The sequence below is a fragment of the Vulcaniibacterium tengchongense genome (assembly GCF_003814555.1).
In the GTDB taxonomy this organism is placed as follows: domain Bacteria; phylum Pseudomonadota; class Gammaproteobacteria; order Xanthomonadales; family Xanthomonadaceae; genus Vulcaniibacterium; species Vulcaniibacterium tengchongense.
In genome coordinates, this window is the sequence record NZ_RKQN01000002.1 from 793,833 (window position 1) to 813,463 (window position 19,631).

A 19,631-nucleotide genomic window follows, 5' to 3' on the forward strand; every position below is an offset into this window, starting at 1 on the left:
CGGGGCATGGGCGGGTGTGCGAAAGCGGATCGTCGGCGGTCCGGGAGCGGCCTACCGGCGCTGCGCCAGGAACGCCGCCGACCGCTCCAGCGCCAGCCGCCCGGCGGCCGTGTCCAGATCGAACTGGTACTCGTGCGGCAGAGCGGGTACATGGTGGCCCGGAAAGAACAGCGCGTCGACCGCCACGCCTTGGCGGCGCAGCGCCGCGGCGAAGGCGCGCGACTGCGGCGCGAGCGGGTCGGCGTTGCCGGCCGAGACGAACGCCGGCGGGAAATCCGGCGTGACGTAGCGGATCACCGCCGCCGCCGCGATGCCCGGGTCGCGCAGGAAATCCTTCCGGCCGCTGTAGGACCACAGCAAGGTCTCGAGCAGGCCGGCGTAGGGGCCGTCGGAATTCGCCATCGTGACGTCGTAGGCGCCGCAGTAGAGGAGCACGCCGCGCAGCTGCGCGCGCGCGAGCGGCGCGCCGATGCCGACCCGCGCGGCGTATGCCGGGGAAGCGACGATGTTCGCCATCTGCGCGACGATCTGCGCCCCGGCGGAGTCGCCGGCAAGGAACAGCCGGGTGCGGTCGATGCGCAGCCGCGGCGCTTCGCGGTCGAGATAGCGCAGCGCCGCGGCGAGCTGCCGCAGCGGGGTCGGGTAGGTCGCGCCCGGCGCGATCGAGTAGTTCACCGCCACCACCGCGTAGCCGCGCGCGGCCAGGATCCGCGCGTAGTTCGCCACGTCGTTCTTGTTGCCCGACACCCAACCGCCGCCGTGCACCCACACCACCGCGGGCAGCGCCCGCCCGGCGGCGAGCGGCGCGGGACGGTAGACGTCGAGGCGTGCGTCGCGGTCGCCCGGTGCGTACGGCAGATCGCGCTGCGCGGCCACCCCGGGCGGCACGTGCTTGGCGAGCGCGGCCGACATCCGCGCCGATTCCTGGTCGAAGGCATGGCGGACCAGCAGCGCGGCGGGCCAGGGGCTGAGCCGGAACGCGGCGTAGCCGGCGAGCGCCAGGCCCAGGCCGAAGCCCCACGCCAGGAGCCTTTTCGCGCGCGCCGCGAACCCTTGCCGCCGCATCCCTCGCATCCTCGCGTCCATCGCTCCCCGCCCCGCCGGGCCTCGCCCGAAGGCGGCCGCCCGCAGGGTAGCGCTAAGCGGCGCCGGTAGCGAGCGCGGCCATCGCCTCCGGCGTCCAGGTGCACACGCCCTTTTCGCGCACGCCGGCGCCGAGCCCGCGGTAGAAGCCGATCGCGCGCGCGTTGCCGGTCTCCACCGTCCAGCGCGCGAAGGCGTAGCCGCGCGCCAGGCACTCGCGCGCGACCGCCGCCATCAGGCGCTTGCCGACCCCGGCGCCGCGCGCCGCCGCCGCGACGAAGACGTCGTCGACGTGCAGGTACTCCCGGCCGTACCAGATCGAGTACTGGACCGTGTAGGACACGAAGCCGACCGGCGCGCCGTCGAGCTCGGCGATGAACGCGGCGAACGCCGGCCGCTCGCCGAAGCCGTGGCGTCGCAGCGTGTCCTCGTCGGTGCGGACGTAGGACGAGAAGCCCTCGTGCGCGGCCAGCGCGCGGATCAGCCCGAGCAGCGCCGCGGCGTCGTGGCGTCCGGCTTTCCTGACGATCGGGCCGGGTGCAGTCGCGATCATGCGCCGGACGACCCAACGCCGCCGTCCCCGGCGATCGGGCGCGGCGTGCCGGGCAAGGCGTAGCTGATCACGGCCTGCCGCGGCTTCCGCTTGAAGCGCGTGGCGATCGCCGCGCGCGACAAGGCGCCGATCTCTTCGGTGCCGCGGCCGTGGGGAATGCCGTCGAAGGCGACGGTCACGTCGCTCGGCGCGCCGTTGCGCCAGTTGAAGCCGACGCTCGGCTTGGCGCCGACCGCGCGCCCCCGGGCCTTCGCGACCTGCTGCGAATGCTCGAATCCTTCGCCCAGCGTCTCGGCCATGCCGCATCCGGCCAGCGCGTCGGCCAGGCGCAGCGACGGCAGCAAGCGTTTCATCCTCCCCCTCCCCTCGATGTTGTCCCCGAGCACCGGCGGCCGCGCGCGCCTGCGCGCGCGGCCGCTCATCCCTGGCCCGGCGCCGGCGCGAGCAGGTTGGCGTCGCGCGCCAGCAGCCAGCGGCCGTTTTCCTTGCGCAGGACCGACAAGGTGTGCCCCGCGCGGGTGATCGGCGCGCCGCCGGGCGGCGTGGCGACCACGGTGAGCCGGGCCCACAGGAAGGCCCAGTCGCCGAGCACGCGGATCTCTTGGATCTCGCTGGCGCCGTCGAACCGCGGCGCGTCCGTCCCGGCCTGGGCCGCGGCCGCCGCGGCGAAGTCCGCCTTGCGCATCGGCCGCTGCCCGGGCACGAGGAACACCGCATCGTCCGCGATCAGCGACAGCACCGTCCCGGCATCGCCGGCCTTCGTCGCCGCCATCCAGGTGGAGACGAGCTCGCGGATCGCATCTTCGTCGCTGCGCATGCGGCCTCCCATCGCGCGCCGGGGCGGCGCGGTCGCGGTGCGATGCTGTGCCCGCGCCGCGGGCCTGTCAACGCGGAGCGCCGGCCTCACTTGGCCGCGGCGCGCGCGCCGCCGGCGTCGCAATCCTTGCCGCGGCCGAGCAGCCGGCCCAGGCCGAAGCGGCCGGGCGCGCAGGCCTTGAGCGGCGCCGCGGCCGGCGCGGGCCTGGGCGTCTGCGCGGCGACGCGCGCGCGCCGCAGCTGCTCCAGCTTGGCCTTGATCTGCGGCATCGCCGCCAGCGCAGCGCGCTCGCCCTCGAGGATGGCGCGGTTCTTCTGCTCGAACGCGGCGGCGCCGATGTCCAGCACCGCCGGGCGGATCACCACGTCGGCGCGCGCCAGTTCCTGCGCGCCGAGGCGCTGGCCCATGATCGTGATCGACTGGTTGACGGTGCCGAGCAGGCCGTCGGGCTTGCGGCCGTCGGCCTTGCTGGAGATGTCCACCGCGATCACGAAGTCGGCGCCGAGCTGGCGCGCGGCGTCCACCGGCACCGGGCTGACCACGCCGCCATCGACGTAATGCGCCTTGCCGATCGGCACCGGCTCGAACACGCCGGGGATGCTGCTGGACGCGCGCACCGCCTGGCCGGTGTTGCCGCGCACGAACACGGTGCGCTTGCCGGTCTCCAGTTCGGTCGCGACCGCCGCGAACGGCTTGGGCAGCTTCTCGATCGGGCGCTTGCCGACCAGCTCGTTGACGTAGTCCTGCAGCTTCTGGCCCTTCACCACGCCGCCGGAGAACAGGCTGACGTCGCGGATCTTCGCCTCGTCCAGGGCGAAGGCGTGCTCCTGCATCCGGAACGCGTCCATGCCGCTGGCGTAGAGCGCGCCGACCACGCTGCCGGCGCTGGTGCCGGCGACGATCTCCGGCTGCAGGCCGTTGGCCTCGAGCATCTTGATCACGCCGATGTGGGCGAAGCCCTTGGCGGCGCCGCCGCCGAGCGCCAGGCCGATGCGGATCTTCGGCGGCGGGGGCGGCGGCGCGACCGCCGCCGGCGGCGGGACCGGCTTGACGTTCCCGCCGCAGGCGCCGAGCAGCAAGGCGAGCAGGCACGATGGCAGGAAGCGCGAGCGGCGGAACGGATTCATCGCAGTGGCCATGGGGGAGCGCGGCCGGCGGAGCATACACGCCGCCGGCCGGGTGCGGACGGGCGCGACGCGGCCTTGCTCAGAAGCCGTTGTCGCCGTCGAGGATGCGGCCCAGCCCGCCCAGCACCGAGCCTTCGCCGCGGGCCTGGCCGCCGCCCTGCGGCGCCGCGGCGAACATGCGCGCGGCCATGCGCGAGAACGGCAGCGACTGCAGCCAGACCTTGCCCGGCCCGGTCAGGGTGGCCAGGAACAGGCCCTCGCCGCCGAAGAACATGGTCTTGACCCCGCCGACCATCCGCACGTCCATGCTGACGGTGTCGTGGTAGGCGACCACGCAGCCGGTGTCGACGTCGAGGCGTTCGCCGGCGCGCAGCTCGCGCTCGACCACGGTGCCGCCGGCGTGCACGAACACCCAGCCGTCGCCTTCCAGCTTCTGCATGACGAAGCCCTCGCCGCCGAACAGGCCGGTGAGGATGCGGCGCTGCAGGGCGATGCCGACCGACACCCCGCGCGCGCCGGCGAGGAAGCTGTCCTTCTGGCAGATCAGCCGGCCGCCGTGCTCGTCCAGCTTCATCGCCAGCACCGTGCCCGGGTAGGGCGCGGCGAAGGCGACGTGCGCCTTGCCCTGGCCGGTGTGGGTGAACATCGTGGTGAACAGGCTTTCGCCGGTCAGCACGCGCTTGCCGGCCGAGAACAGCTTGTCCATGAAGCCGCCGCCCTGGCCGCTGTGGCGGCCGTCGCCGAACACGGTGTCCATCTGCACCGAGGCGTCCTTGTACATCAGCGCGCCGGCTTCGGCGATCGCGCTCTCGCCCGGGTCGAGTTCGATCTCGACGAACGGCATGTCGTTGCCGACGATGCGGAAGTCGATGTCGTCGCTGCGCCGGCTGGCCATCGACGGCAGCGGCGGCAGCTGCGGCGGCGCGGCCTCCAGCGCCTCGGCGAACTCCGGCATCGCGCGCACCTTCTGCCAGCCGGACAGGCCCTCGCGCCAGCACAGGTCGTCGGGATGGGCGCGCGCGTGCGCGGCGGCGGCGTCGGCGTCGAGCGGGCCGATGCGCTGCTGGCTGCCGGGGGAGACGAAGTACCAATGGCTCATGGCGGCGTTGTTCCGGGGAGTCGAAAGCCGCGAGTGTAGCCGCGCGCGATGGCGCGGCACCGGTCGAAGGTCACCGGCGCGGCGCGCGGCCGCGGCACGTTCAGTTCTCGGCCAGCGCGCCCGCGCGGCGTGGCGGGCGTGCAGCGCGGCGGTGTCGAACAGCGGCCCCTCGGCGTCGCCCTCGCCTACCAGCAGGCCGGCCCCGGTGCAGCCCGGGATCACGCCCTGCGCGCCGCGCGCGACCGGGCCGGCGACCACCCGGCGGTATCGCGCGCGCGAGGGTTCGCGGACCACGCCGCGGCCCAGCTCGTCGTAGACGGCCCGGTGCACGAGCGTGCGCTGCCCGGCGTCGGGCACCGGCACCTCCAGGCCATGCCGCTCGGCCTGGCGCTCGCGGCAGAAGGGCTCCTCCATGGTGAAGCGGGTGCCGGGCAGGCCGACCCGGCCGCGGGCGCGGATCGCCTGGGCGGTGGGGTCGGCGATGTGCAGCAAGGACAACCCGCCCGCGGCTTCGACCGCGCGGCGACCCGGTGCATGGTCGGTGCAGAGCACCCGCAACTGCGCGCCGCCGGCGCGCAGCGCCCGCGCGGCGCCGTCCCGCGTCGCAGGCGCTCGATCGGGGCGGGTCGACGCTGTACAGCAGCGGGCGCGCCGAACGCAGCCCGCCGCATCGCTCGCGCACCGTCTCGTTGATCGGCCGGCAGTACGGCAGGGTCGATCCCGGCTCATCCCGCCGAGCAGGCCGAGCGTCTTCATCGCCCGCCCGGGACCGCGGCCGCGGGCTTGCCGAAGCGCTCGCCGAAGAAGTCGCCGGCGTTCCAGGCGGGCCGCTGCGGCGCGTCGGCGACCAACTCGCCGATGCGCGCGTTGAGCCGCGCCAGGCGCGCGGCGTCGGCGTACTGGATCGGCTGGTCGGCGTCGTCGCTGGGGCGGTGGTAATGCTCGCGCAGGAAGCCGTGCAGCGCGGCCTTGGCGTCGCCGTCGCGGCCCTGGACGCCGCCGATCAGGTACACCGCCGGGACGCCGGCGCGGATGAACGGATACTGGTCGCTGCGCACGAACACCGCTTCCTCCGGGAACGGATCGGGCGAGAGCTCCACCCCGACGTCGCGCGCGGCGCGATGCAGCACCGCCTGCAGGCTGGAGTGCTCGACGCCGATCGGCACCGCGTCGCGGGTCGGGGTCAGCAGCACCGGCATGTCCATGTTGACGTTGGCGACCAGCGCGCCGCGCGGCACCGCCGGATGGCGCGCGAACCACTCCGCGCCGAGCAGGCCCTTCTCCTCCGCGGTCAGGGCGACGAACAGGATCGAGCGCTTCGGCGCGCGCGGCGCCTGCGCCAGGCGGTGCGCCGCCTCCAGCATCACCGCCACGCCGAGCGCGTTGTCGAGCGCGCCGTTGTAGATCGCATCGCCGTTCACCGGCGCGCCGATGCCGACGTGGTCCAGGTGGGCGGTGAACACCACGTGCTCGCCGGCCAGCGCCGGGTCGGCGCCGGGCAGGCGCGCGACCACGTTGCGCGACTCCGCCGGCTCGATCTTCGTGCGCGCGGACAGCGCCAGCGTGCCCGGCAGGTCGAAGCCGCGCAGGCGGCCTTGGTCCAGCGCGCGGAACAGTTCCGCGGCGCGGCGGCCGCTGCCGGCGAACAGCGCCTCCGCCGCGGCGTGGGCGACGCTGGCGACCACGCGCAATCGCGGGAAGGTGTCGATGCCGCGGCCGTCCCCGGCGCGCAGACGCATCGCCGGCTTGTCCCAGTTGGCCGCGCCGCGCGCCCACGGCGAGCGCTTCTCGTCCTCGGGCCCGGCGACGAACACCGCGCCGACCGCGCCGCGCTCGCTCAGCGCCGCCAGCTTCTCGCGGTAGGAGGAATGGAACGCACGGCGGTCGTCGTCGAAGCGCTTCGGCGCGCCGTTGAACAGCACCGCGATCTTGCCGCGCACGTCGATGCCGGCGAAGTCGTCGTGGCCCAGCTCCGGCGCGTGCACGCCCTGGCCGACGAACACCGCCGGCGCCTCGACCTGGGCCTGTGCGGCGTCGAAGTTCACCGCCGGCAGGAACTGCTCGCGCCAGCGCAGCTCGGTGCGGCGGCCGCCGCGGACGACCGCCAGGCGGTTGCCCTGCGCCTCGCGGGTGCCGCGCAGCAGCGGCACCCGCTGGAAGTAGCTGCCGTCGTCGCCGGCCGGGGCCAGGCCGAGCGCGCGGTAGCGCTGCGCCACGTACGCCGCGGCCAGGTCGTAGCCGCGGGTGCCGGCCTCGCGGCCTTCGAGCAGGTCGTCGGCGAGGAAGCGCACGTCCGCCTCGATCCGGCGCGCGTCGGCGCCTTCGGCCTCGCCGCCCGGCGCCGGCCCGGCCGCGGGCGGCGCGCCGCGCTGGCAGGCGCAGAGCAGGGCGGCGGCGGCGAACAGCGCAAGCGGACGCGCGAGGCGCATGGGCGGGCTCCGGGGAACGAGACCGCCGAAGCTAGCATCGACCGGTGCGCCCGGCGACAGTGGCGAGCGTGGATCGCTCCGCCCGTCGCCAGGCGGCCGGTCCGGTGCGCGCGACCGCGAGGGAAAACCGCGGGCGCAGGCGCCCGCCGCCCTGCGCGCTTCGGTCGTGGCCCGCCCTACTCCCCGCGCGGCGGGAAGCGCAGCACCACGCCGCGGTCCGGTTCGGGGCGGTTCCACAACACCGGCACCTCGCGCGGGCGGGGCGGTTCGAGTTCCCCGTCCAGCGGCGCGCGCGCGGCGTCGTCCTCGTCTTCCCAGTCGTAGCGCTTGCGCGGCGGCAGCGGGTCGGCGCGGCGCCACAGCAGCGCGGCGATGACGCCGCCGAGCGCGCCGCCCAGGTGCGCCTGCCAGGACACGCCCGGCTCGCGCGGCAGCACCGTCAGCAGCATGCCGCCGTAGAACAGGAAGGCGAGCATCGCCGCCGCCACCGAGGCGCGGTCGCGGCGCAGCAGGCCCAGCGCGAACACCAGGAACATCAGGCCGTGGCTCAGCCCGCTGGCGCCGAGATGGTGCGAGCCGGGCGCCCCCAGCAGCCAGGCGCCCAACCCGGCGCCGAGCCAGATCAGCGGCAGCGCGCGCCCGGTCGCGCGCGGGTACAGGCCGCCGGCGAGCGTGCCCAGCATCAGCAGCGCGATCGCGTTCGCCGCCACGTGCTCGAACGAGCCGTGCAGCAGCGGCGCGGTCAGCACCCCGAGCAGGCCTTCCGGCGCGAGCGGCCGCACCGTCCAGGCGGCGACGTCGAAGTGCGGCTGCGCGGTATGGATCGCGACCAGCGCCAGGACGAAGCCGAGGCTGAGGTTGAGCGCGCGCCGCCAGCGCCGGCGGTCGGCGCGGCGCTGCTCGGGCGTGTCGGGGACCGGTTCGGGCAGGGGCAGGTGCATGCCACCGCAGTGGCGGCGCGCCGGCGCGATTGCAAGGGCCAGGAGAGCAACGAGGGAGAGGAACCGGAAACGGGAGGGCCGCGGCTCCGCTCGCCCGGCGATTGGTTCCCGCCCCGCGGACCCCGGGTGCGCTGCGCTTGCCCGGGCCACGGGACCGCCCACGAGCAGCCGGCACGGCCGAAGGCCGCACCCGGCAACCCGGATGCGCCTTCGGCCGCGGGGGTCAGGCCGCGCCGGCGCGCGGCGGCCGCATCACGCTCAGCACCATGGTCGCGGCCAGGGTGGCGGCGACCACCGCCAGCGACCAGGCCACCGGGATCTTGTACACGTCGACCAGCAGCATCTTGGCGCCGATGAACATCAGCACCAGCGCCAGGCCGTAGGGCAGCAGGTGGAAGCGGTCGGCGACCCCGGCGAGCAGGAAGAACATCGCGCGCAGGCCGAGCACCGCGAACACGTTCGAGGTCAGCACGATGAACGGGTCCTCGGTGATCGCGAAGATCGCCGGGATCGAGTCGACCGCGAAGATCAGGTCGGTCACCGCGATCAGCACCATCACCACGAACAGCGGGGTGTACCAGCGCTTGCCGTCGATCCGCACCGCCAGCGCATGCCCGTGGTAGCCGGGCGTCAGCGGCAGGTGGTTGCGCATCCAGCGCAGCACCGGGTTCTTCTCCAGGTCGGGCGTCTTGCCCGCCGCCAGCAGCATCTTCACGCCGGTCAGCAGCAGGAACACGCCGAACACGTACAGCACCCAGTGGAACTTGGCCAGCAGCATGGCGCCGGCGAAGATCATCACCGCGCGCAGCACGATCGCGCCGAGCACGCCGATGATCAGCACCTTCTGGCGTTCGATCTCCGGCACCGCGAAGTAGCTGAACAGCAGCAGGAACACGAAGATGTTGTCGACCGCGAGCGACTTCTCGACCAGGTAGCCGGTCAGGAACTCCAGGGCGATGCGCTGGCCTTCCTCCGCGCCGGAGTGCCCGGTCACCCACCACCACAGCCAGGCGTTGAACGCCAGCGCCAGCGCGACCCAGCCGACGCTCCAGAACAGCGCCTCGCGAAACCGCACCTTGTGCGGTCCGCCGTGGCGCATCAGCAGCAGGTCGACGAGCAGCGCGGCGACCACCAGCACGCCGAACACGCTCCACAACAAAGGATTGGCGATGGTTTGCATGAAAGCTCCCGGAATCGTGGCGTGGACCGCGGCCGGGCGCCGGAGAATGCGCGCACCTTCACCGCGGAAACGGTGAAGGTCTCGCTCGCAGGCCGATGGGCCTGCCGCGGCACCGGAGCCTGGGCTCGTAATGACGGCGTCCGCGAACGGGAGCTACTCCCCTTCGCCGCGAAGCATACCCGATCCGCGGCGGGCGCCGCGCGGGCGCCGGTACAATGCGTGGATGACGCCCGAGTATCCCGCCGTACGCCTCAAGAACGCCTGGAAGTCCGCGCACCCGTGGATCTTCCAGCGCCTGGTCGACAAGCCCGCGCAGCGGCCGAAACCCGGCAGCGTGGTCGACGTGTACGGGGTCGACGGCGACTGGATCGGCCGCGGTTTCTACAACGGCCATTCGCGCATCGCCGTGCGCATCCTCGAGACCGACCCGGCGGTGCCGGTGGACGCGGCCTGGTTCGCGCGCAGGATCGCCGAGGCGGTGCGCCTGCGCCGCGAGATCCTCGGCCTGGACGAGGTCAGCGACGCCTGGCGCGTGGTGCACAGCGAGGGCGACGGCCTCTCCGGCCTGGTCGTGGACCGCTACGGCGAGCTGCTGGTGGTGGAGTTCTTCAGCGCCGGCATGTTCCGCCACCGCGAATGGATCTACGACGCGCTGCGCGCGCAGTTCCCCGGCTGCCGCTTCTACAGCTTCGCCGACGAGCACGTGCAGAAGCAGGAGAGCTTCGACTTCCGCGCGCCCGAGCCGGTGCCGCCGGCGGTGATCACCGAGCACGGCATCAAGTTCCGCGCCGACCCGGCCGGCGCGCACAAGACCGGCTTCTTCGCCGACCAGCGCGAGAACCGGCAATGGCTGAGCCGGTTCTGCGCGGGCAAGCGCGTGCTCGACTTGTGCTGCAACACCGGCGGTTTCGCCGTCTATGCCGCGGTGCGCGGCGCCAGCGAGGTGGTCGGCATCGACATCGACGCCGACGTGATCGAGATCGCCAAGGCCAACGCGCGGCTCAACCACGTGCGCCCGCGCTTCGTCCAGGCCGACATCTTCCCGTGGCTGCGCGACGCCGCGGCCAACGGCGAGCGCTTCGACGTGGTGATCCTCGACCCGGCCAAGATGACCCGCGACCGCGAGCAGGTGATCCCGGCCCTGAAGAAGTACCTCGACATGAACAAGCTGGCGCTCGCCACGGTGGCGCCGGGCGGGCTGTTCGCGACCTTCTCCTGCACCGGCCTGGTCAGCGAGGAGCAGTTCCTCGACATGCTGCGCCGGGCCGCGTTCTACGCCGGGCGCACGGTGCAGGTCCTCAAGGTCGGCGGCGCCGGCCCCGACCATCCGTGGCTGGCGCAGGTGCCCGAGAGCCGCTATCTGAAGGCGGTGTTCTGCCGGGTGCTCGACTGAGCGCAGCGGCGCCACAGCGGCGAGTGGCGGGGACGGGCGACGGGCCGAGGCCCCGCCCGTGTCCCGGTCCTGTCACCGGTTCCCGCCTCCGGGAGCGGCGATCAGCGCGCCGCGGCCGCCGCCGGCATGGTCGCCGCCGGGGCCGCGGCCGGGGCGCGATTGGTCAGCACGATGCCGGCGAACACCAGCGCCAGCGCGGGCCAGAACAGCGCGCCCAGCGCTTCGCCGAACAGCAGCGCGGACGCGGCCACGCCGGTCAGCGCGATCACGTAGCCGATCTGGCTGTAGGCGGCGGCGCCGGCCCGCTTCTGCAGGTAGGCGCCGGCCAGCTGCGAGGCGATCGTCACCGCCACCAGCCCGGCCAGCAGCGGCCACAGCGGCAGCAGCGCCGCACCGCCGGCGCCGCGCAGGCCCGCCAGGAACAGCGGCGCCAGCAGCGCCGCCTGCAGCGCCAGGGTGCCGGCCGACGCCGCCGGCGCCGCCAGCCCGGCCGGCCAGCGCCGCGAGCGGTAGACGTTGCCGGCGGCCAGCAGCATCGGCACCCCGACCGCGACCGCCAGCGCCAGGCCCTGTTCGGCGTCGACCGCCTGCGCCCGCGGCACCAGCACCAGCAGCACCCCGGCCAGGCCCAGGCCGGTGCCGGCCAGGGTCTGCGCCGGCGGCCAGCGGCGGTCGAGCGCGGCGTTGAACAGCGCGGTGAACATCGGCGACAGCGTCACCAGCACGGTGAACACCCCGGCCGGGATCCGCGCCAGCACCCAGTTGCCGAGCAGCGGCCCCGCGGCGATGCCGATCAGCGCCGAGGCCAGGAAATAGCGCAGATGGACCCCGTCGCGCGGCGGCAGGCGCCGCCCCAGGCCCAGCGCCAGCAGCATCAGCGCGGCCGCGCCGGCCAGCTGGACGAAGGCGATGGCGGCCTGGCTGGCGCCCGCGTTGAGCAACAATTTGGCCAGCACGAAGCCGGCGCCGACCAGGCTGCCGGTGGCGAGGGTCAGGGCGAGGCGGGTGGCCAGGGCGTTCATGGCGGCGGCTTGGCGCGGCAGGGATGCGGCGAGGTTAGGGGTTCCGGCCGTGCGGATAATCGGCCCCGGCGTCGCTAGACTGTTTCCCCATGTCGACAATCCCGTCCGCGCGGGCGCCGGGCGCACCGCTCGACCTGGCCGGCCTGCTCGCCTTCGTCCGGGTCGCCGAGCTCGGCAGCTTCGTCCGCGCCGCCGAGAACCTGGGGCTGTCCAAGGCCGCGGTCAGCAAGCAGGTGGCGGCGCTGGAACGGCGCCTGGGCGCGCGCCTGCTGCACCGGACCACCCGCCGCCTGAGCCTGACCGAGGCCGGGCAGGCCTACCTGCTGCACGCGCAGGCGGCCCTGGCCGAGGCGCGCGCGGCCGAGAACGCGGTCGCCGACACCCAGACCGTGCCGCAGGGCCGGCTGCGCGTGACCGTGCCGATGAGCTTCGGCCTGCTGCACGTGGCGCCGTGGGTGAGCGCGTTCCTGCGCGAGTACCCGGCGATCGACCTCGACCTGCAGCTCGACGACCGCGCCCGCGACCTGGTGCTGGAGGGCTACGACCTGGCGATCCGCTTCGGCAGCCAGCTGCGCGACTCCAGCCTGGTCGCGCGGCGGCTGTGCGACGTGCGCGTGCTGCTGTGCGCGGCGCCGGACTATCTCGAACGGCACGGCCGCCCCGGCCACCCGGACCAGCTCAACGGCTACGATTGCCTGCACTACTCCTACAACCCGACCGGCCGCGCCTGGCAGTTCCGCCGCGGCGAGGAGACCGTGCGGGTGGCGCTGGCGACGCGGATGGAGGCCAACTCCAGCCTGGCGCTGCGCGCGGCGATGCTGGCCGGCGGCGGCCTGGCGCGGGTGCCGGAGTTCGTGGTCGCCGACGACGTCGCCGCCGGGCGGCTGGAAATCGTGTTGCCGGACTGGCAACTGCCGGCGCTGAGCCTGCACGCGGTGATGCCCGAGCGCCGCTACGTGCCCGCGAAGGTGCGCGCGTTCGTCGATTTCCTCGCTGCGCGCTGGGCGGCGCAGCCGGGCTGGCGCCGCGCCGCGGACGGTGCCGATCCGCGGTGACGCCGTGATCCCGGCGGTGTCGCCGCGGCGGACGCGGCCGCCCGGCCTGGACTGCGCGGCGCACCGCCCGCCGCGTCTCGCGCGGGACGGCGCGTTCCGGTGCGCGGTCCGCGCGCCCGCGCAAATCCGTGGCGCAGGGCCGGCCCGGCGCGCGCCGGCACGCCAGCGGAAGGCGCCGGCCTCAGAGCGCGCGGCCGTCGAACTGCCGCACCGGGATCGCCGCCAGGTCGATGTCTTCCAGGCAGCGCAGGTTGACCGCCGCCATCGCCTGGCCGTCGGGGCCGACGCCTTCGCCGTACGGATGCATGCCGCAGGTGCGGCAGAAGCGATGGCGGACCACGTGCCGGTTGAAGGTGTAGCTGGCCAGCGCGTCCTCGCCGCGCACCTGCAGGCGTGCGCGCGGCACGAACCACAGCAGCGCGCCCTTGCGCCGGCAAATCGAGCAATTGCAGGACAGCGCGCCGTCGATCTCGCCGTCCACTTCGAACTTCACCGCCCCGCAGTGGCAGCTGCCTTGGTAATACGCCATCGTCGCTCTCCGTCCGGACGCCGCCGGCATCGGCGGCCGGCGCATTATGCCGCCGCCGGTCGCAGCCGCTGCGAACGCGGCGCTTACACTAGGCCCATGCCCGACGTTTCCCTGCTCCTGTTGCTGCTGCTGATCGCGGTCGTGGTCGCGGTGGTCCTGCTCGTCGTCCTGCTGTTGCGCCGCCCGGGCAACGGCCACGTCGAACTGCTCGCGCGGCTGGAGCAGGCCCTGCGCGAGGAGCAGCGCGCCGGCCGCGGCGAGCTGCGCCAGCTGCTGGACAGCCTGTCGGCGCAGCAGGAACAGCGCATCGAAGGCTTCGGCGCGCGCCTGACCGACCTGACCGTGCGCACCGACCAGCGCCTGGACGTGCTGCGCGAGGCGCTGACCGAGGACGCGCGCAAGGCCCGCGCCGAGAACGCGCAGTCGCTGCGCGACTTCGCCGCCGCGCTCGACCTGCGCATCGCCGAACTCGGCCGCGGCAACGAACTGCGCCTGGGCGAGATGCGCGCCACGCTGGAGCAGAGGCTGCGCGAGCTGCAGGCCGACAACGCCGCCAAGCTCGAGCAGATGCGCGCCACCGTCGACGAGAAGCTGCACGCCACGCTGGAGACGCGCCTGTCGGAAAGCTTCGGCCACGTCGCGCAGATGCTGGCGCAGGTGCACCAGGGCCTCGGCGACATGAGCAAGCTCGCCGCCGACGTCGGCGGCCTGCAGCGGGTGCTGACCAACGTGAAGTCGCGCGGCATCTTCGGCGAGGTGCAGCTGGCCGGGCTGCTCGAGCAGGTGTTCGCGCCGGAGCAGTACGCCGCCAACGTCGCGACCGTGCCGGGCAGCAACGAGCGGGTCGAATACGCGGTGCGCTTCCCCGGCTCCAGCGGCGAGGCGCCGGTGTGGCTGCCGATCGACGCCAAGTTCCCGCGCGAGGACTACGAACGCCTGCTCGACGCGCAGGAGCGCGGCGAGCCCGACGCGGCGCGCGCCGCCGGCGAGGCGCTGGAGCGGCGCGTGCGCCAGGAAGCCGCGCGCATCCGCGAGAAGTACGTCGCGGTGCCGCACACCACCGAGTTCGCGATCCTGTTCCTGCCCACGGAGGGCCTGTACGCCGAGGTGCTGCGCCGGCCGGGACTGGTCGAGGCGCTGCAGCGCGAGCAGCGCATCGCGGTCGCCGGCCCGACCACCCTGCTGGCGCTGATGACCAGCTTCCAGATGGGCTTCCGCACGCTGGCGATCCAGGAGCGCTCCAGCGAGGTCTGGCGCACGCTGGGCGCGGTCAAGACCGAGTTCGCCAAGTTCGGCGCGGTGCTCGACGCGGTGAAGAAGAAGCTCGACGAGGCCAGCAACAAGATCGACGAGACCGGGCGCCGCACGCGCGTGCTGACGCGCAAGCTGCGCGAGGTCGAGGCGTTGCCGGCCGAGGACAGCCAGCGCCTGCTCGGCGTCGAGCTCGACGGCGGCGACGAGGACTGAGCGCTCGCGGGGCGATTCGAACGCACGGGGACAAGGGGCCTGGGCGCGCCGCGTTGCGGCCCGGTCGGCGCGGGCGTGCCGCGGTTCCGGGCGGGGCCCCGGGCGAGGGCCGCGCTGGTCGAATAACGGGTGCGATGTCGCGCGATGACCGATCGCCGCGCGACCACCCTGCGCGCGCGCAGGTCCCTCACCGCGTTCGACGACGTGGCGGGGCCCGACTCGACGGCAGGCGCTCGCCGCAGGCGCTGCGATGTCGCCTTCGAGCCGCGATCCGCGCCGGACGCGAGGCGCCGCCGCGCTTGCGTCCGCACGCGGCCGCGCGGACGCGGCCCGCCCTCAGGTGCCGTCGATCGGGGTGATCGGCATCGCGTCCACCGGCACGGTCGGGTTGTTCTCCTCGCGCAGGTAGTCGGGGAGGCTCGCCTCGTCGCCGTTGATGCGGTCGCCGAAGATCTGGTAGTCGCGGCGCTGCATCCAGGCGTCGCGGACCAGGGTGTAGTCGTCCTCGGCGCCTTCGCGGAAGCTGTCGGTGGCCAGCAGCTGCGCGCGCACGTCGACCAGCTGCAGGCCCTGCAGGCCGACGCGCACGCGGTCCTCCTCGATCTGCCGCACCGGGCTCAGCGGCGCGTCCGCGGCCAGGCCGAAGGTGTCGCGCAGGGTGCGCGGGCCGAACAGCGGCAGCTCGACGTAGCGCGACTTCCTCCAGCCCCACACGCCCAGGGTCTGGCCGAAGTCCTCGCTCTTGTTCGGCAGCTTGGCGTCGGTGGCCGGGTCGAACAGCCCGCCGATGCCGAGGGTGGAATTGAGCAGGAAGCGGCCCAGCGACTGCCCGGCCTGCTTCGGCTTGCCCTGCAGCAGCGCGTTCAGCGCCGACACCGGCTGGCGCAGGTTGTCGAAGAAGTTGCTCACGCCCAGCCGCACCGGCCGCGGCACCACCTTGACGTAGCCGCGCGCCAGCGGCCGCGCCACGGCGCGGTCGACCGCGTTGTTGAAGCGGTGCATCCGGCGGTTGTAGCCCTCCCAGGGATCGTAGGCGGCGGGCACCGCCGCCGGCGCCGGCAGGCTCGGGTCGGCGACCGGGTTGTAGCCGTTGCGGCCGTAGAGCGCGTCGAAGTCGCGCTCGGCCTCGGTGCGCGGATCCTGCGCCGCGGCGGCGCCTGGCGCCGGCACGGCCTCCGCGCTGGCCGGAACCGCGGGCGCGGTGCCGGCCGGAGCCGCGGCCGGTGCGTCCGCGCCCGTCGCCGCCGCGGGCTCGCCGGTCTCCGGCGGCACCGGCTCGGTGGCCGGCGCCGGCGCATCCGCGCCCGCCGGCGTGCAGTCCGGCGCGGCGCCGGGGTCCGCGGCCTGCGGGCACGGCGCCGCGGCCACGGCTTGCGCGACCGGGGGCGGGAGATCCTGGGCGTGGCCGGCCAGCGGCAGGCTCGCGAGCGCGAGGGCGATGACGGGGGCGGTAAGGCGCATGGTCGCAGTCTAGGTCTCGGAACGGGGCGGCGCGCGCGGCGGTCGGCGCGGCCGATGGAACGCTGCGTCCGCGCTCAGCCGGCGAACGCCAGGCCGGCGTCGAGGCGGTAGGCGGCGCGCAGCTCGGCCAGGCCCGGCGGCGTGCCGACCAGCTCGGCGCCGCCGGCGCGTTCCGCCAGCTCGGCCAACAGGGCCAGGCCGGCGCTGTCGACCGCCTCGACCGCACGCAGGTCGAACCGGCGCGGCGGCGGCGCGAGCGCGCGCAGCCGCGGCCATAGCGCCGCCACCGCGGCGCGGTCGAGCGGCCCGGCGAAGACCAGCGCGTCGCCTTCCTGGCGCACGGACGCGCTCATGTCAGTCGTTGCCGGTCTGCGGCTGGGCCTGCAGGCGGCCGGCCTTGATGTCGGCGGCGACCTGGGCGATCGACTTCTGCCGCAGCGGCGCGTCGAACTGGTTGCGGAAGGTCTGCACGAAGCTGACGCCTTCCACCATCACGTCGAACACCTTCCAGCTGCTGCCGGTCTTGCGCATCAGGTAGTCGACCGGCACCGGCTCGCCGCCCTGGCGCAGGTACTCGCTGGAGACCTTGACGATGGCGCCGCCGCGGATCGGCGTCTCCGACTTCACCCGCACCTGCAGCTTGGAGTTCAGGTCGAGCAGGGCCGAGCCGTAGCGCTGCATCAGGCTGTCGGTGAGCGCGTCGGCGAACAGCTTGACGTCGGCGTCCGAGGCGCCGCGCCCGTGCGCGCCGAGCACCAGGCGCGCGGCGTAGTCGCGGTCGAAGACGTTGTCGAACTCGGTGGCGATGAACTGGCGCAGCGCGGCGCGGTTCTGGGTGAACTCGGCGCGGCGCTTCTCCAGCGTGGCGAGGATGCGGGTGCTATTGCTCAGCACCAGCTGGCTCGGGGTCTGCGCCGCGGCGGCGGCCGGCGCCGGCGCGGACTGGGCCAGCGTCGCGGCCGGGGCGACGGCGAGCAGCGCGGCGGAGAGGATCAGGGAAACAGGCGTGCGCTTCATGATGGGTTCGTCCTGAGTGGGGGCGTCACTGGCCTTGCAGATAGGCGGGAACGTCGTCGCCGGCGGGCTTCTCGGCCGGGCCGGGCGCGGCGGGAGTCGCGGCATTGTCGGCGCCGGCGCCGCCACCGCCGCTGAACATGTACTTGCCGACCAGCTGGATCAGGTCGACGGCGGACTGGGTCAGGTAGATCTCGTCGCCGGGCTTGAGCGGGTCCGGATCCCCGCCCGGGGCCAGGTTGACGTAGCTCTCGCCGAGCAGGCCGCTGGTGAGGATGCTCGCGGCGGTGTCGGCCGGCAGCTTGTCGTAGCGCTTGCTGATCGCCAGCGTGACCACGGTGTCGAACTTGACCGGATCGACGTCGATCGCGGCGACGTGGCCGATGGCGACGCCGCCGATCTTGACCGGCGCGTTCGGGCGCAGCGCGCCGATGCTGGTGAAGCGCGCGGTCAGCGGATAGGTGTCGCTGCCCAGGCCCCAGCGGCCGTTGGTCGAGGCCAGGGCCAGCACCAGCAGCGAGGCCAGGGCCAGCAGCAGGAAGGCGCCGACGGCGAATTCGATACGGGGTGCGCGGATGCTCATGGGTCACTCGTTGGAGGTTGCTGCCGCGAAGGGCGCGGATAGGCACGGATCGAGCGGGAGCCGGGGCCGCGGGCGCCTCCGGCCCGGCCCCGGAACCGCGCGGTTGGACGCGGCAGCCGTCGCCTTCGCTTCATCCGTGCGCATCCGCGTCGATCCGTGGCCCAGGTTCACTTGAAAAGAAAAGCGGACATGACGAAGTTGAACATCAGCACCAGCAGCGAGGCGTTGACCACCGCGCGGGTGGTCGCCACCGAGGTGCCCTCGATGGTCGGCTCGGCGTGGTAGCCGACGTAGGCGGCGACCAGCGCCGCGGTGGCGCCGAACACCGCCGCCTTGACGAAGGCCATCAGGAAATCGTCGACGGAGTCGACGCTGTCCTTCATCACCTGCCAGAACATGCCGGCGTCCAGCCCGATCACGTGCACCGACTCGAAGTAGCTGGCGCTGATCGCCAGGCTGCAGAAGAAGCCGGTCAGCAGCGGCACGCACAGCACCGCGGCCCAGAAGCGCGGCGCCACTGCCTTGCCGACCGGGTCGATCGCCATCAGCCCGAGCGCGGTGATCTGGTCGGTGGCGCGCATCAGGCCGAGCTCGGCGGCGATCGAACTGCCGGCGCGGCCGATGAACAGCAGCGCGGTCAGCACCGGGCCGAGCTCGCGGTACAGGCCCAGCCCGAGCATCGCGCTGACCTGGTTGGAGGCGCCGTAGGTGTCGAGCGCGCGGTAGCCGAGCAGGGTCACCGACAGGCCGACGAAGGCGCCGCCGACCGCGACGATCGGCAGCGAGCGCGCGCCGATCTTGTAGATTTCGCGCACCAGCTCGCGGAAGAAGTCGGCGGTGGGTTTGGACGCGCGCAGCACCGACAGCGAGAACAGGCCGGCGCGGCCGAGCGAACGGGTCGCGGCGACGAAGGGCATCAGGCGGTCTCCAAGGGCGTTGATCCGCCGCGCGCGCGGGGCGGCAGGGCGGCATGCGGCGCGCGGCGCCCGCGCCGCGGCATGCGCGCGGGCCGGGACGGTGGGCGGGCGGCGAGCCGGTCCGGGGGCGTGCTCATGCCGCCTCCGAGGCCCGCGGCGCCGCGTCGAACGCGATCGGCCCGTCCGGTTCGCCGTTGAGGAACTGCCGCACCAGCGGGTCGGCGCTGGCCTGCAGCTGCGCCGGCGTGCCGGAGAAGACGATGGCGCCGTTGGCGATCACGATCGCGTGGTCGGCCACCGGCAGGGTCTCGTGCACGTGGTGGGTGACCACGATGCTGGTCAGGCCGAGCGTGTCGTTGAGCCGGCGCACCAGGTCCATCACCACGCCCGAGGCGATCGGGTCCAGCCCGGTCAGCGGCTCGTCGTAGATCATCAGGGGCGGGTCCAGGGCCAGCGCGCGCGCCAGCGCCACGCGCCGCGCCATGCCGCCGGACAGCTCGCGCGGATAGGCGTCGGCGGCGGCGCGCAGGCCGACCGCGTGCAGCTTCATCAGCACCAGGCGGCGGATCACCGGCTCCGGCAGGGCGGTGTGCGCGCGCAGCGGCAAGGCGACGTTCTCGGCGGCGGTGAGGTCGGTGAGCAGGCCGTTGCCCTGCAGCAGCACGCCGATACCCTTGCGCAGCTCCAGCAGCGCGCGGCGGCCCTGCGGCACCGGCTGTCCCAGCACTTCCACCGAGCCGGCGGCCGGCGCCAGCTCGCCGGTCAGCGCCGCCAGCAGGGTCGACTTGCCGCTGCCGGAAGGGCCGAGCACCGCGACCACGCGGCCGCGCGGCACCTCGAGGTCGACGTCGCGCAGCACGGTGCGGCCGCCTCGGTCGAGGCGGAGCTGGCGGAGGCGGACGATGGGGCCTTCGTGGCGCATGCGGTTCGCGGTTCGGCGGTCGAGCGGCGACCAAGCGCA

The 19,631-nt window shown here is 74.3% G+C and carries 20 protein-coding genes and 1 pseudogene; 3 read left to right on the forward strand and 18 right to left on the reverse strand.

The window, feature by feature from the left end:
• Positions 1 to 51: 51 nt before the first annotated feature.
• The 10 genes and pseudogenes from EDC50_RS09930 to EDC50_RS09965 all read right to left on the reverse strand — a co-directional run bounded on the left by EDC50_RS09930 (position 52) and on the right by EDC50_RS09965 (position 9,229).
• Positions 52 to 1,065, reverse strand: a complete 1,014-nt coding sequence (locus EDC50_RS09930; protein WP_123770301.1) for an alpha/beta hydrolase — start codon at positions 1,063 to 1,065, stop codon at positions 52 to 54.
• Positions 1,066 to 1,138: 73 nt separating this feature from the next.
• A complete protein-coding gene (locus tag EDC50_RS16375) occupies positions 1,139 to 1,636 on the reverse strand; it encodes a GNAT family N-acetyltransferase (protein WP_158635738.1) in 498 nt (165 codons plus the stop codon).
• Complete coding sequence (locus EDC50_RS16380; RefSeq protein WP_158635737.1) at positions 1,633 to 1,989, reverse strand: hypothetical protein; 357 nt, start codon at positions 1,987 to 1,989, stop codon at positions 1,633 to 1,635. The genes EDC50_RS16375 and EDC50_RS16380 overlap by 4 nt, the downstream gene beginning before the upstream one ends.
• Before the next feature lie 65 nt (positions 1,990 to 2,054).
• On the reverse strand, positions 2,055 to 2,453 hold the full coding sequence (locus EDC50_RS09940; RefSeq protein ID WP_123770303.1) for a YybH family protein: 399 nt from the start codon (positions 2,451 to 2,453) through the stop codon (positions 2,055 to 2,057).
• Between the two features lie 86 nt (positions 2,454 to 2,539).
• Positions 2,540 to 3,580, reverse strand: coding sequence for a patatin-like phospholipase family protein (locus EDC50_RS09945; protein ID WP_123770438.1), 1,041 nt, complete (start codon positions 3,578 to 3,580; stop codon positions 2,540 to 2,542).
• Positions 3,581 to 3,659: 79 nt separating this feature from the next.
• On the reverse strand, positions 3,660 to 4,679 hold the full coding sequence (locus EDC50_RS16385) for a TIGR00266 family protein (RefSeq protein ID WP_170167615.1): 1,020 nt from the start codon (positions 4,677 to 4,679) through the stop codon (positions 3,660 to 3,662).
• Between the two features lie 117 nt (positions 4,680 to 4,796).
• Positions 4,797 to 5,435 (reverse strand): annotated as a pseudogene (locus EDC50_RS16390) (aspartate/glutamate racemase family protein); the annotation flags it as partial.
• On the reverse strand, positions 5,432 to 7,108 hold the full coding sequence (locus EDC50_RS09955; RefSeq protein ID WP_123770305.1) for a M28 family metallopeptidase: 1,677 nt from the start codon (positions 7,106 to 7,108) through the stop codon (positions 5,432 to 5,434). The gene EDC50_RS09955 and the pseudogene EDC50_RS16390, both read right to left, overlap by 4 nt.
• A gap of 176 nt (positions 7,109 to 7,284) precedes the next feature.
• Positions 7,285 to 8,049 (reverse strand): rhomboid family intramembrane serine protease, encoded by a 765-nt coding sequence (locus tag EDC50_RS09960; RefSeq protein WP_123770306.1) that lies wholly within the window; start codon positions 8,047 to 8,049, stop codon positions 7,285 to 7,287.
• A 223-nt stretch (positions 8,050 to 8,272) separates the two neighbouring features.
• On the reverse strand, positions 8,273 to 9,229 hold the full coding sequence (locus tag EDC50_RS09965) for a TerC family protein (RefSeq protein ID WP_123770307.1): 957 nt from the start codon (positions 9,227 to 9,229) through the stop codon (positions 8,273 to 8,275).
• A 223-nt stretch (positions 9,230 to 9,452) separates the two neighbouring features.
• Here EDC50_RS09965 and EDC50_RS09970 point away from each other — a divergent pair, with 223 nt between their 5' ends.
• Positions 9,453 to 10,622: a class I SAM-dependent rRNA methyltransferase gene (locus EDC50_RS09970; RefSeq protein WP_123770308.1), complete on the forward strand. Its 1,170-nt coding sequence runs from the start codon at positions 9,453 to 9,455 to the stop codon at positions 10,620 to 10,622.
• A gap of 101 nt (positions 10,623 to 10,723) precedes the next feature.
• Here EDC50_RS09970 and EDC50_RS09975 read toward each other — a convergent pair whose 3' ends face one another.
• A complete protein-coding gene (locus tag EDC50_RS09975) occupies positions 10,724 to 11,644 on the reverse strand; it encodes a DMT family transporter (protein ID WP_123770309.1) in 921 nt (306 codons plus the stop codon).
• Positions 11,645 to 11,733: 89 nt separating this feature from the next.
• Between EDC50_RS09975 and EDC50_RS09980 the strand changes: the two genes are divergently transcribed.
• Entirely contained in the window at positions 11,734 to 12,699 is a 966-nt protein-coding gene (locus EDC50_RS09980; protein ID WP_123770310.1) for a LysR family transcriptional regulator, read from the forward strand.
• A gap of 181 nt (positions 12,700 to 12,880) precedes the next feature.
• Here EDC50_RS09980 and EDC50_RS09985 read toward each other — a convergent pair whose 3' ends face one another.
• Complete coding sequence (locus tag EDC50_RS09985) at positions 12,881 to 13,228, reverse strand: GFA family protein (RefSeq protein ID WP_123770311.1); 348 nt, start codon at positions 13,226 to 13,228, stop codon at positions 12,881 to 12,883.
• Positions 13,229 to 13,324: 96 nt separating this feature from the next.
• Between EDC50_RS09985 and EDC50_RS09990 the strand changes: the two genes are divergently transcribed.
• The gene (locus EDC50_RS09990; RefSeq protein ID WP_123770312.1) at positions 13,325 to 14,695 is read left to right on the forward strand and encodes a DNA recombination protein RmuC; all 1,371 of its coding nucleotides are present in this window, start codon (positions 13,325 to 13,327) and stop codon (positions 14,693 to 14,695) included.
• 336 nt (positions 14,696 to 15,031) lie between these two features.
• On the opposite strand, the gene EDC50_RS09995 is transcribed toward EDC50_RS09990, so the two are convergent.
• From EDC50_RS09995 to EDC50_RS10020, 6 genes are all read right to left on the reverse strand, one after another.
• Positions 15,032 to 16,156, reverse strand: a complete 1,125-nt coding sequence (locus EDC50_RS09995) for an MlaA family lipoprotein (RefSeq protein ID WP_123770313.1) — start codon at positions 16,154 to 16,156, stop codon at positions 15,032 to 15,034.
• 74 nt (positions 16,157 to 16,230) lie between these two features.
• A complete protein-coding gene (locus tag EDC50_RS10000) occupies positions 16,231 to 16,509 on the reverse strand; it encodes an STAS domain-containing protein (protein WP_123770314.1) in 279 nt (92 codons plus the stop codon).
• A gap of 1 nt (position 16,510) precedes the next feature.
• Positions 16,511 to 17,173 carry an MlaC/ttg2D family ABC transporter substrate-binding protein gene (locus EDC50_RS10005; protein WP_123770315.1) on the reverse strand — a complete coding sequence of 221 codons (663 nt, stop codon included), beginning with the start codon at positions 17,171 to 17,173 and terminating at the stop codon, positions 16,511 to 16,513.
• A gap of 25 nt (positions 17,174 to 17,198) precedes the next feature.
• Positions 17,199 to 17,753, reverse strand: coding sequence for an outer membrane lipid asymmetry maintenance protein MlaD (mlaD, locus tag EDC50_RS10010; RefSeq protein ID WP_123770316.1), 555 nt, complete (start codon positions 17,751 to 17,753; stop codon positions 17,199 to 17,201).
• A 167-nt stretch (positions 17,754 to 17,920) separates the two neighbouring features.
• The gene (locus EDC50_RS10015) at positions 17,921 to 18,670 is read right to left on the reverse strand and encodes an MlaE family lipid ABC transporter permease subunit (RefSeq protein WP_123770317.1); all 750 of its coding nucleotides are present in this window, start codon (positions 18,668 to 18,670) and stop codon (positions 17,921 to 17,923) included.
• Positions 18,671 to 18,803: 133 nt separating this feature from the next.
• The gene (locus EDC50_RS10020) at positions 18,804 to 19,592 is read right to left on the reverse strand and encodes an ABC transporter ATP-binding protein (RefSeq protein ID WP_123770318.1); all 789 of its coding nucleotides are present in this window, start codon (positions 19,590 to 19,592) and stop codon (positions 18,804 to 18,806) included.
• Between the last annotated feature and the right edge of the window lie 39 nt (positions 19,593 to 19,631).